Annotated in this window: 5 protein-coding genes; 3 read left to right on the forward strand and 2 right to left on the reverse strand. The window is 67.7% G+C overall.

The genetic code is table 11. The features are described 5' to 3' along the window. Nucleotides 1-7 precede the first annotated feature (7 nt). Together METUNV1_RS02320 and METUNV1_RS02325 are read left to right on the forward strand one after the other, a co-directional pair. A complete protein-coding gene (locus tag METUNV1_RS02320) occupies nt 8-2,323 on the forward strand; it encodes an ATP-binding protein (protein ID WP_008058437.1) in 2,316 nt (771 codons plus the stop codon). A 40-nt stretch (nt 2,324-2,363) separates the two neighbouring features. Further along, entirely contained in the window at nt 2,364-6,065 is a 3,702-nt protein-coding gene (locus METUNV1_RS02325; RefSeq protein WP_008058438.1) for a DUF748 domain-containing protein, read from the forward strand. Here METUNV1_RS02325 and METUNV1_RS02330 read toward each other — a convergent pair. Both METUNV1_RS02330 and METUNV1_RS02335 read right to left on the reverse strand, forming a co-directional pair. Continuing rightward, nucleotides 6,055-6,546: a peroxiredoxin gene (locus METUNV1_RS02330; protein WP_008058439.1), complete on the reverse strand. Its 492-nt coding sequence runs from the start codon at nt 6,544-6,546 to the stop codon at nt 6,055-6,057. The two genes, METUNV1_RS02325 and METUNV1_RS02330, sit on opposite strands and share 11 nt — an antisense overlap. Before the next feature lie 48 nt (nt 6,547-6,594). Continuing rightward, complete coding sequence (locus METUNV1_RS02335) at nt 6,595-9,780, reverse strand: error-prone DNA polymerase (protein ID WP_008058440.1); 3,186 nt, start codon at nt 9,778-9,780, stop codon at nt 6,595-6,597. A 647-nt stretch (nt 9,781-10,427) separates the two neighbouring features. Here METUNV1_RS02335 and METUNV1_RS02340 point away from each other — a divergent pair. Continuing rightward, a complete protein-coding gene (locus METUNV1_RS02340) occupies nt 10,428-12,350 on the forward strand; it encodes a PrkA family serine protein kinase (protein ID WP_008058443.1) in 1,923 nt (640 codons plus the stop codon). Nucleotides 12,351-12,404: the final 54 nt, after the last annotated feature.

Consider the following 12,404-nt stretch of genomic DNA (forward strand, 5'->3'; position numbering starts at 1 on the left):
ACCGGTCATGAGCGGCTTTCGCATCGCCCGCATGTCCTTCCGCTGGAAGGCCATCATCGGCATCGCGCTGATCGAGGCCATCACGCTGTCGGTCACCATTTTCGGCGCGCTCGGCCAGATGGAGCGCTCGCAGGCCGATCTGATACGCCGCAGCGCCCAGGTGGCGGCTTCGCTTTTTTCGGCGGCGGTGTCCGACGCGCTGATCGCCAGCGATCTGGCCAAGGTGGAGGCGGTGTCGCTGGACCTGGTATCGCGCGAGGAAGCGGTGTTCGTGCGGGTGTTCGACCAGGACGGGCGCGAAGTGGTGGCGCGTGGCGACCCGGATGCACTGGCCCGGCCGTTCGAAGCCATGGACGACCCGCTGGCCGAAGGGCAGGACCTGTACGCCTTCCAGACCGACATCAGGGCGGGCCAGGTGGTGGCCGGTCGGGTCCAGCTCGGCATCGACAGCCGGCAGGCCCGACTCAAGGTGGCGCAGGCAAACCGGCTGGCCGCCATGGTGGCCGCGCTGGGCATGGCGCTGGCCGCGCTGTTTTCCTGGCTGCTGAGCGGCTGGCTGGCGGCCGGCATACGCCGTCTGTCCGATGGCGCGCAGCGCATCGCGTCCGGCCAGCTCGATGCACGGGTCGCCGAACAGGGCGAACGCGAACTGAGCGTGCTGGCGCAGACCTTCAACGCCATGGCGGCCTCGCTCCAGACGCGCGAGCAGGAGCGCGAAGCCCTGCTCGCGCGCGCCGAGCAGGCGGTGTCGGACGCGCGCGAAGCCAGCCGCGCCAAGAGCGCCTTCCTGGCGGCGATGAGCCACGAAATCCGCACGCCGCTGAATGGCGTGGTCGGCCTCGCCCGCATCCTGGCAGAGCACGCCGGTACCGGCGCCATGGCCGACCACGGTCGCCAGCTCGGCATCGCGGCCGACCAGCTGCGCATGATCGTCAATGACATCCTCGATTTTTCGAAGATCGAAGCCGGCAAGCTCGATCTCGAAACCATTCCGTTCGCGCTGCCCGACCTGCTGGACACCTGCCGCGCCACCTTCACGTCACAGGCCCAGGACAAGGGGATCGCGCTGGCGTTTTCGCTTGCGCCTGATGTGCCGCCGGCGCTGGTCGGCGACCCGACCCGGCTGGCGCAGATCCTGAACAACTTCGTGTCGAACGCGATCAAGTTCACGGCCAGCGGGCGCATTGACGTCGGGCTGTCGCTGCAGGAGCGGGTGGACCGCATGGTGAAGCTGCGCATGACCGTGCGGGATACCGGCCGCGGCATTGCCCGCGACGACATCGCCGCGCTGTTCGAGCCCTTCGTCCAGGCCGACGCGTCGGTGGTGCGCAGTCACGGAGGTACCGGACTCGGCCTGACCATCTGCAAGCGGCTGGCGGAAGCCATGGGCGGCAGCGTGGGCGGCGACGGCGAGCCCGGCGTGGGCGCCACCTTCTGGGCCGAGGTCTGGCTGGAAGAGTCGGACATCGATGCCGTGCGCGACGCGGCACGCAGGGTGGCTGAGGCGTCGCTCAGCGATCTCCGCGTGCTGGTGGTCGACGACGTCGCGGTCAACCGCACCGTGGCCGCCCATCTGGTCGAGCGGGCCGGCGCCCACGCCGAGCAGGCCGGCAACGGCCGCGAGGCGCTGGAGCGTGTGGTGGCGGGCGGCATCGACCTGGTGCTGATGGACATCCAGATGCCGGTGATGGATGGCAAGACCGCCACCCGCGAAATCCTGGCCCGCCTCGGTGCGGCCGCACCGCCCATCGTCGGGCTGACGGCGCACGCGGTGGCCGAAGAGCGCGACGAATGTCTGGCGCTCGGCATGCGCGCCTACCTGACCAAGCCGATCGACACGCACGCCCTGCTGGGCGTGCTGGCGCATACCGCGGCCGCCCTCGATCGCGCCGGCAGCGTGCCGGTGCCTCGCGCGCCGGTGGCGGCGTCCGTTCCGGAGACGCCGCCGGATGCGGCGCCGGTGACTGCGCCGGTCATCGACCTGTCCGCGGTGTCCGACCAGTTCGACGGTGATCTCGATCTTTACCGTGACATCCTGCTGACCACGCTGGACGAGGTGCGCGCGCTGCGCGACCGGCTGGCGGCCGGCATCGGTACGCTGTCCGACAGCGATCTGGTCCGCCAGATCCATGCGCTCAAGGGCGTCTGTCTCAATCTGTGCTTTGCCCGGGCCGGCGCGCAGGCCGCTGCACTGGAGCGCGCGCTGCGCAGCGGCGGGCTGTCAGCCGAACCGCTGAACGCCGCGTTGCAGGATTTCCTCGTCGTACTGGATCAGGCGGTCGCTGCGGCCGACGCCCATCTGGCCGCGGCCAGCGCATCCTGATGCCGATTCAATTCCACTTACATCTCCGACTTCCGCTGCCATGACGATTTCATCGCTCAAATCCCGCCCCGCGCTGCGCAAGACCCTGTTCGGACTGGTTGCGGGCCTGGTGCTGTTCGGACTGCTCGGCGCCTTCGCCGCACCGCATCTGGTGCGTTCGCTGGCTGAAAAGCACGGCTCCGCCTTCCTCGGCCGCACGCTGACGGTGCAGGAGGTCGCGATCAACCCCTACACGCTGGAGCTGAGCGCCTCCGGCATCCGGCTGCTGGAAGCCAATGGCAAGGACGAGGCGCTCACGCTTGACCGGGTGGCGGTCGATGTCGAGTGGTCCTCGCTGTTCAGGGGCGCGCCGGTGGTGCGTTCGGTCGAGGTGGACCGGCCAGTGCTGAAAGTGGTCCGGCTGGACGAGCACGGGCAGTTCAACTTCAGCGACGTGCTGCAGAAGATTCTCGACCAGCCGCCGAGCGAGGAGCCGGCGCGCTTCTCGATCAACAACATCCAGCTGCGTGACGGCCGCATCGACATCGACGACCAGCCCTTCGCGCGCAAGCACGTGATCAGTGACATCCGGCTTGGCCTGCCCTTCGTGTCCAACCTGCCGGCCGACGTCGAACTGTTCGTCGAACCGTCGCTGGCAGCGCGCATCAACGATGCCCCGTTCTCGCTCAACGGCAAGGTGAAGCCCTTCGTCGAAGAGCGTGAAGCGGCGCTCAAGATCGAATTCAACGCACTCAATCTGGCGCGTTTCGACGAATACTCGCCGGTGCCGCTGGGTTTCCGCATCACCTCCGGTTCGCTCGACACCGACATTGAGCTGAGTTTCCGCCAGGCCAGGGCCGGCGGTGACCCGCTGATCGCGCTGCATGGCGCGGTGGAACTGCGCGACCTCGAGCTGGACAGCCGCGACGGCAAGCCGCTGTTCAAGCTGCCGGCACTCGATGTGGTGCTGAACGAGATCCAGCCGCTGGCCGGCAAGATCGACATTGCCAGCATCCGCATCGACCAGCCGGATTTCGAGATCGCCCGCGGCAAGGACGGCCGGCTCAACCTGCTGGCGCTGCAGCCGCGGCCGCGTGCCGGCGCGGCCGAGACCGCGCCGGCCCCGACCGCAGCCAGACCGGCGGCACCGCCCGAGGTGAAGGTGGGGCTGTTCGAGGTGATGCAGGCCCGCGTGGCCTTTACCGACGAGCAGCCGGCCAAGGCTTTCAGCTACGCGATCGAGCCGATGGACATCGTGCTGCGCGATTTCTCGCTGCAGGGCGACGAACCGGCCACGCTGGTGATTGGCGCCCAGGGCGAAGGCAATGTGCGGCTGTCTCTGGACGCCAAGCTGCGCGCCTCCAAGCCCGACATCGAGGGCGAACTGACGGTGAGCGGGGTCGACCTGCCGCGCTTCAGCCCCTATTTCGCCGACCTGATCAATTTTTCGGTCGATCAGGCACAGGCGCGCCTGGGCACCCGTTTCGGCCTGCGTGTGGTCGATGGCGCACCGCAGGGCGAGGTGGTCGTGACCGAAGCCGGCATCGCCCGGCTCAAGCTCACGCGCCGCGGCGAGAAGCAGCCCTTCGCCCAGGCGGAGGACATTTCGGTCACCGGCGCCCGCATCGACGTATCGACCCACAAGGTGGCGGTGGACAGCGTGGATCTGATCAAGCCGCGTCTGCGCGCCGCGCGCCTGGCCGACGGCGGCATCGATCTGGCCGGGCTGGTGCGGGCCGGTGACGCGCCCGCGGCGCCGGCACGACCGGCGTCCGCGGCCGGCAGCGGGTCCGGCCCCGCCTGGGTAGCCCAGCTGTCCACCTTCAACCTGAAGGACGGCGCGGTCCGTTTCGAGGACCGGGGCTTCGCCACGCCGGCGGTGATCGAACTGGACCGGATCGCGCTGAAGCTGGAAAACGTGGGCACCGACCTGAAGCAGAAATCCAAGGTCGATTTCGGTTTCCGCGATGCCCGGGGCGGGCTGTTCGGCGCCCGCGGCGGCTTCGCGCTGTCGCCGGTGCAGGCCGATCTCAAACTGGATGCGCGCCGGCTCGACCTGATGGTGGCCCAGCCCTGGCTGGCGCAGAAGCTCAACGCCGAACTGCTGGCCGGCGTACTCAGCCTGCGCGGCGATCTGGGCGTGAAGACCGAGGGCGCGGACTGGGCGCTGGCGTGGAACGGTGAAACCAATGTCGAGAACATTCACCTGACCGAAAAGACCAGCGCGGCCGACCTGCTGAAGTGGCGCTCGCTGTTCGCCGGCGGCATCGCGCTGAAGCTGGACAGCCGCAAGCCGGATCTGCTGGCCGGCCTGTCGATCAATGAGGTGGCGCTGTCGGACTACTTCGCCCGCATCATCGTGTCGCCGCAGGGCCGGCTCAATCTGCAGGACGTGGTGCGCAAGGACGCGGCCGCACAGTCCGCGCCGACGCCCGCACCGGTCGCCGCCGCGAAGCCTGCGCCGGCCCCGGCCGCGCCCCCGCCCGCGAAGGGCACCGCCGCCCCGGCGGGCAGCCAGAGTGCGGCGCTGGCGCAGATGATCAATGCGGCGCGTCCGCCGATCGATGTGAAGACGGTCGTGATGCAGGGCGGCCGCGTCGATTTCAGCGACTTCTTCATCAAGCCCAACTACCGCGCCCAGCTGTCGGAGCTGGGCGGCCGGGTGTCCGGCCTCAGTTCCGCGTCGGGCACGGCCGGTGAGGTCGAACTGCGCGGCGTGGTCGAAGGGTCGGCACCGATCAGCATCACCGGCCGCATCAATCCGCTGGCCGAATCGCTCTTCCTCGACATCAAGGCCAGTGCGCGCGGCATCGAACTGGCGCCGCTGTCGCCGTATTCCGGCAAGTACGTCGGCTACGGCATCGAGAAGGGCAAGCTGAGCGTGAACATCGCCTACAAGATCGACAAGGACCAGCTGACCGCACAGAACAACGTGATCCTGGACCAACTCACCTTCGGCAGCCCGGTGGACAGCCCGGACGCGATCAAGGCGCCGGTGCTGCTGGCGGTTTCGCTGCTGAAGGACCGCAATGGCGTGATCGACATCAATCTGCCGATCAGCGGTTCGCTGTCCGATCCGCAGTTCTCGATCGGCGGCATCGTGGTGAAGGTGATCGTGAACCTCATCGTGAAGGCGGTCACCTCGCCGTTCGCGCTGCTCGGTTCGCTGTTCGGCTCCGACGCCGATCTCGATCACGTGGCGTTCGAGCCGGGCCGCGCGGTGCTGAACGACGAGGCGCGCGGCAAGCTGGACACGCTGGGCAAGGCGCTGACCGACCGGCCGGCACTGAAACTGGAGGTGACCGGCCGCACCGACCGTGCGACCGACATCGAAGGTTACCGCCGTGCGCTGCTCGACCAGAAGGTGCGCGCGGCCAAGGCGGCGCGGGCCAAGACGTCGGTCGAAGGTGTCACGGTGTCGCCGGACGAGTACCCGGAACTGCTGAAGGCGGTGTACAAGGCCTCGGATTTCCCCAAACCGCGCAATGTGGTGGGCATGGCCAAGGACCTGCCGGTGCCGGAGATGGAAAAGCTCATCCTGACCAATACCGAAGTGAGCGAAGAGGACCTGCGCCTGCTCGGTCTGGCCCGCGCACAGGCGGTGAAGGACTACCTGAGCCGCAACGCCAAGATCGATGACGCCCGGCTGTTCGTGCTGGCCCCCAAGGCCGGCGAAGCTGACAGGGCGGCGGAAAAGACCGAGGACAAGGCCAAGGACAGCAAGGCAGCGCCGTCGCGCGCCGACTTCTCGATCAAGAACTGAGCGCCTCGCCGGGCAGCGCGGCCGCCTGCCCGGCCGCCACGCTGCGCAGGATTTCGCCGGCGTGGTCCTGCACGTCCGGCGCATCGATCACCTTCGCGATGCGGCCGTCCGGCGAGATCAGCACGGTGATGCGCCGGTAGGCGCCGAGCCGGCTGCGCAGCCAGCCGCCGACGCCGTCGCCCAGCGCCCCATAGGCGCGACCCAGGGTCTGGCCGGCGTCGACCAGCAGCGGAAAGTTCAGCCGGTGCTTCGCGGCGAAGGCGCGATGGGCGGTGCCGTCCTGCGCCGATACGCCGAGTACCGCGATGCCGTGTTCGGCCAGCGCCTCTCGGTGGTCGCGCACCGAGCAGGCCTGCTGCGTGCAGTGCGGCGTATCGTCGCGCGGATAGAAGTAGAGCGCCAGCCAGCGGCCGCGGTAGTCGGAGAGGCGGTGGCGTATGCCGTTCTGGTCGAGCGCGTCGAAGTCGGGTGCAGCGGTCATGTCAGGTCCTCGATCGATGGATGCGGTGTGATTCCGGTACTGCGGTGTTCAGTGAAAGTCCCGGCTGCGCGGCGTGAGATCGCCGAGCAGTGCGGAACGGTCGACCAGCCGGCGTGCGACCAGATGGATCACTTCGCCCTCGCGTGACACCTGGCCGTAGATGCCGAGCAGGGTGGCGTCGAGCACCTCGCGCCGCTGCCGGGTCTGCACGTCCTTGTGCACGATGATGTTGGCCAGCCCGGTTTCGTCTTCCACGGTCACGAACATCACTTCCTTCGCGGTGCCCGGCCGCTGACGGCCGGTCACGATGCCGGCGGCGCGGGCGAGCGCGCGGTCGGGCAGGGTGCGCAGCTCGGCCGCCGTGATGAAACGTTCCGCCGCCAGCCGTCGGCGCAGCAGCGCCAGCGGGTGCCGCCCCAGCGTGAAGCCCTGGCTGGCGTAGTCGGCCACGATATCCTCGCCCTCACGCGGTGCAGGCAGCGCCAGCGGCGTTTCGTTCAGTGCGGCGTCGTGCAGCAGCGCGGCCGGGCGGCGCACCGCCGCCTGCCAGTGGGCCTGGCGCCGGTGGCCGGCCAGCGTGGCCAGCGCACCGCCGGCCGCCAGCACGCGCAGTGCGCCGCGGTCGAGCCGGCTGCGGCGGGCCAGGTCGTCCACGCTGTCGAACGCCGCCTGTGCACGTGCCTGGACGATGCGCTGCACGACTTCGGCCGACGCGCCCTTGAGCATGCGCAGCCCCAGGCGCACGGCGGCCTGGGGCGTGCCTGTGCCGGCGGCCGGTACCGCTTCGAGCACGCAGTCCCAGCCGCTCACCGTCACGTCCGCCGGCCGCACCTCGACGCCGTGCGCCCGCGCGTCCGCGATCAGCTGGGCCGGGGCGTAGAAGCCCATCGGCTGGCTGTTCAGCAGGCCGCACAGAAAGGCGGCCGGGTGGTGGCACTTGAGCCAGGACGAGGCATACACCAGCAGCGCGAAGCTGGCGGCGTGCGATTCAGGAAAGCCGTAGCCGGAAAAGCCCTCGATCTGGCGGTAGATCTGTTCGGCGAATTCCGGCATGTAGCCGTTCTTCAGCAGGCCGTCGGTCAGTTTCTGCTGGAACCTGTCCAGCGTGCCCTGGTGCCGCCAGGAGGCCATGGAACGGCGCATCTGGTCCGCTTCGCCCGGGGTGAAGCCGGCGGCGACCACCGCCAGCTGCATCACCTGTTCCTGGAAGATGGGCACGCCCAGCGTGCGCTCCAGCACCGGGCGCAGTTCTTCCGATGGATAGTCGAGTGCTCCCGGTGATAGCTGCCTGCGCTGCAGGTAGGGATGGACCATGCCGCCCTGTATCGGCCCCGGGCGCACGATGGCGACCTGGATGACCAGGTCGTAATAGCGCCGGGGCTTCAGCCGCGGCAGCATGCTCATCTGCGCGCGCGATTCGACCTGGAACACGCCCACCGATGCGCCGCGGCACAGCATGTCGTAGGTGGCGTCGTCTTCAGGCGGAATGTCGGCCAGCGTGCGCGGCGCGGGGCGGGAAGCCGGGCCGCCGGCGGCGGGGCCGTCCTCCCAGGCCGCCAGCGCCTGCAGGGTCTTGCGTATCGCGGTCAGCATGCCCAGTGCCAGCACGTCCACCTTCATCAGGCCGACCGCTTCCAGGTCGTCCTTGTCCCACTGGATGACGCAGCGTTCGGGCATGCGTGCGTTCTCGATCGGCACCAGGCTGGACAGCCGGCCGCGCGCGATGACGAAACCGCCCACGTGCTGCGACAGGTGACGCGGCGCGCCGATCAGTTCGTTGGCCAGTTCCATCAGCCGCTGCACCCGCGGGGAGTCGGGGCTGAAGCCGGCCTCACGCAGCCTGTCCTCGCGCACCGTGCCGCCGTCCCACCACATGTGGCCACGGGTGAGGCGGTCCAGTGCGTCGTCGCTGAACCCCAGTGCGCGGCCGACGTCGCGCAGCGCCGAACGCGGCCGGTAGCAGGCCAGACTGGCCGCCAGTGCGGCGCGCTCGCGGCCGTACTTGCGGTAGATGTACTGGATCACTTCCTCGCGCCGCTCGTGCTCGAAATCGACGTCGATGTCCGGTTCTTCCTTGCGCTCGCGCGACATGAAGCGGCCGGTCAGCATGTGCGCGCGCCACGGGTCGACCTCGGTCACGCCGATGCAGTAGCACACCGCCGAATTGGCGGCCGAGCCGCGGCCCTGGCACAGGATGCCCTGGCTGCGGGCCCAGGCCACCACGTCGTACACGGTCAGGAAATAGGGCTCGTATTCCAGTTCCGCGATCAGCGCGAGTTCTTCCTCGATCGTGTCGCGCAGCCACTCGGCCTTGCGTGCGAAGGCCTCGTCGCTCATGCGGATCACGCGACGGATCTGCCGGCAGCGTTCTACGTAGCCGCGTTCCGCCAGATGGCGCAGCCAGGACCCGGGGGTGTGGCCGGCCGGCACGATTTCCTCCGGGTATTCGTACTTCAGTTCATCGAGCGAGAAGCGGCACTCCCGTGCGATCCGCACGGTGGCGTCCAGCAGTGCCGGCGGGTACAGCGTGGCCAGCCGGTGCAGCGGGCGCAGATGGCGCTCGCCGTTCGGGAACAGCGCACCGTCGCATTCGTTCAGCGCGCGGTGCAGCCGGATCGCGGTCAGCGTGTCCTGCAGCCGGCGGCGTGCGCGCACATGCATGTGCACGTCGCCGGCCGCGCACAGCGGAATGCCGCAGGCGGCGGACACCGACTGCAGCGTGGCCAGCCGCTCGCTGTCGTCCGCCTGCAGATGCCGCTCCATCGCCAGCCAGGCGCGTCCGCTGAAGCGCTGCATCAGCCATTGCGCATCCGCCTGCAACGCCGCCGGATCGAGTGTCTGCGCACAGTCCGGCAGCAGCAGCGCAATGCACGCCGGCAGGCCCTCGTCGAGGTCAGCGCGGCGCAGGTCGTAGCGCCCCTTTTCGCTGGCACGCCGGCCCCGCGTGATCAGTTCGCACAGCTGGCCGTAGCCGGCACGGTCGCAAGCCAGCAGCACCAGTTTCGGGCCGTCGGCGAGTCGGAATTCGCTGCCGATGATGAGCGCCGGACGGGGCTCGGGCAGCGCGCGCAGCGCGGCGTGCGCGCGTACCACGCCGGCCACCGAACATTCGTCGGTCAGTGCGAGGGCCTGGTAGCCGAGTGCCGCGGCGCGCGTCACCAGTTCTTCCGGCGACGAGGCGCCGCGCTGGAAGCTGAAGTGACTGAGGCAGTGAAGTTCGGCGTAGGCGACCATGGTGCAATAGCTGTTTTTTTATACAGTACATGCAGCGGTCGCCGCTTTCAATCTCCGGCTGCTGTCCTGTCATGTCGGTGCGCACATCGGCGCAGCAGTCTGTCCGGCATCAGGCACCGCTCCCGAGCGAGCGGCGCGCTGGCGGTGCGCGCCGTGCGTCACGCCCCTCCGCGGTGCGCGGATGCCCCGGGATCCGCGTGACGCACCCACGCTGGACAGAACGTCGGCACGGCGTTTGCACCGCGCACATCGGGGCAGAAGGCGAGGGCGGGCAGCAGATCGTCAGGCATGGACCGCAACTTGCTGTGATCCGGTCAACGCCGTGTCGTGCATGGACGTGAACGACCCCATGCGAAAAGCGACGCGATGGAAAAAAGGACGGGAACTTCGGTGACGGCCGCCGTATCGACTGGACACTGAAGTTGTGATGATGTGTTGCGTGAGTGTTGCATCCGCGCATCTTGTGCCCGATGTCTCGACACGACGCACACGCTTCGGAGCAGGATGGTGATCACGGTGCTTATCGGGCTTTCGACGAGGGCGCGGGTGAACCAAGCTGAACATGTGGGGGTGCGGTGGAATCGCGCGTACCGCGCGGGTTTTCCGGACCACCTTGTATGAAGGTCAACGGAGACTTGGAGATCAGCATGGACATCGTCAGTCATTTCGCCGCGCGTTTCGAACGCACCCGCGAAGAGGAACTTTCGCTGGAGGACTATCTCGCGGAGTGCAAGCGCGACCCGCTGGCCTACGCGAGCGCGGCCGAACGCATGCTGAAGGCGATCGGCGAGCCGCAGACGGTGGACACCCGCAACGATCCGCGGCTGTCGCGCATCTTCGCCAACAAGGTGATCAAGATCTATCCCGCCTTCGCCGAGTTCTACGGCATGGAGGACGCGATCGAGCAGGTGGTGAGCTACTTCCGCCACGCCGCCCAGGGGCTGGAGGAAAAGAAGCAGATCCTCTATCTGCTGGGTCCGGTCGGCGGCGGCAAGTCGTCGATCGCCGAGCGGCTGAAGGCGCTGATGCAGGAAGTGCCTTTCTATTCGATCAAGGGTTCGCCGGTGAACGAATCGCCGCTGGGCCTGTTCGATCCGTCCGAGGACGGCGCCATCCTGGAGAAGGAATACGGCATCCCGAGTCGTTACCTCAATCGCATCCTGAGCCCGTGGGCAGTCAAGCGGCTGGAGGAATTCGGCGGCGACATCCGCAAGTTCCGCGTGGTCAAGCGCTACCCCAGCGTGCTCAAGCAGGTGGGCATCGCCAAGACCGAGCCGGGCGACGAGAACAACCAGGACATTTCCTCGCTGGTGGGCAAGGTCGACATTCGCAAGCTCGAAAGCTATGCGCAGGACGATCCGGATGCCTACAGCTTCTCCGGCGGCCTGTGCCTGGCCAACCAGGGTCTGCTCGAATTCGTCGAAATGTTCAAGGCGCCGATCAAGGTGCTGCACCCCTTGCTGACCGCGACCCAGGAAGGCAACTTCAAGGGCACCGAAGGCTTCGGCGCGATTCCTTTCGACGGCGTGGTGCTGGCGCACTCGAACGAGAGCGAGTGGAAGGCCTTCCGCAACAACAAGAACAACGAGGCCTTCCTCGACCGCATCTATATCGTCAAGGTGCCGTACTGCCTGCGCGTGTCCGAGGAAGTGCACATCTACGAAAAGCTGCTGCGCGGTTCTTCGCTGGCCGAGGCCGTCTGCGCGCCGGGCACGCTGAAGATGATGGCGCAGTTCGCGGTACTCACCCGGCTCAAGGAGCCGGAGAACTCCAGCCTGTATTCGAAGATGCAGGTGTATGACGGCGAGAACCTGAAGGACACCGATCCGCGCGCCAAGAGCTACCAGGAATACCGGGACTACGCCGGCGTTGATGAAGGCATGAGCGGCATTTCGACCCGCTTCGCGTTCAAGATCCTGTCCAAGGTGTTCAACTTCGATTCGACCGAGGTGGCAGCCAATCCGGTGCACCTGATGTACGTGCTCGAACAGCAGATCGAGCGCGAACAGTTCCCGCAGGACGTGGAACAGAAGTACATCGCCTTCATCAAGGAACACCTGTCGCCGCGCTACGCCGAATTCATCGGCAAGGAAATCCAGACCGCCTATCTGGAGAGCTACAGCGAATACGGCCAGAACATCTTCGACCGCTATGTCACCTACGCCGACTACTGGATACAGGACCAGGAGTACCGCGACACCGACACCGGCGAAGTGTTCGACCGCGCTTCGCTGAATGCCGAACTGGAGAAGATCGAGAAGCCGGCCGGCATCGCCAACCCGAAGGACTTCCGCAACGAGATCGTGAACTTCGTGCTGCGGGCCCGCGCCAACAACGCCGGCAAGAACCCGGTGTGGACCAGCTACGAAAAGCTGCGCACGGTGATCGAGAAGAAGATGTTCTCCAACACCGAGGAACTGCTGCCGGTCATCAGCTTCAACGCCAAGGCCAGTGCCGACGACGCCAAGAAGCACGAGGACTTCGTCAATCGCATGGTGGGCAAGGGCTACACGCCGAAGCAGGTGCGCCTGCTGTGCGAGTGGTACCTGCGCGTGCGCAAGAGTTCGTGAGCGTGCGGCACTGACATGAAGGCCGGGGCGTGCGCGCCCCGGCGGGAAGGGGAC

It is taken from the genome of Methyloversatilis universalis FAM5, assembly GCF_000214035.2.
GTDB classification, from domain to species: Bacteria; Pseudomonadota; Gammaproteobacteria; order Burkholderiales; family Rhodocyclaceae; genus Methyloversatilis; species Methyloversatilis universalis.

Excerpts from the sequence above, each read along its gene's own strand:
- METUNV1_RS02320 (WP_008058437.1), top strand. The coding sequence starts at position 8 with ATGAGCGGCTTTCGCATCGCCCGCATGTCCTTCCGCTGGAAGGCCATC.
- METUNV1_RS02330 (WP_008058439.1), bottom strand. The coding sequence starts at position 6,546 with ATGACCGCTGCACCCGACTTCGACGCGCTCGACCAGAACGGCATACGC.
- METUNV1_RS02340 (WP_008058443.1), top strand. The coding sequence starts at position 10,428 with ATGGACATCGTCAGTCATTTCGCCGCGCGTTTCGAACGCACCCGCGAA.
- METUNV1_RS02325 (WP_008058438.1), top strand. The coding sequence starts at position 2,364 with ATGACGATTTCATCGCTCAAATCCCGCCCCGCGCTGCGCAAGACCCTG.
- METUNV1_RS02335 (WP_008058440.1), bottom strand. The coding sequence starts at position 9,780 with ATGGTCGCCTACGCCGAACTTCACTGCCTCAGTCACTTCAGCTTCCAG.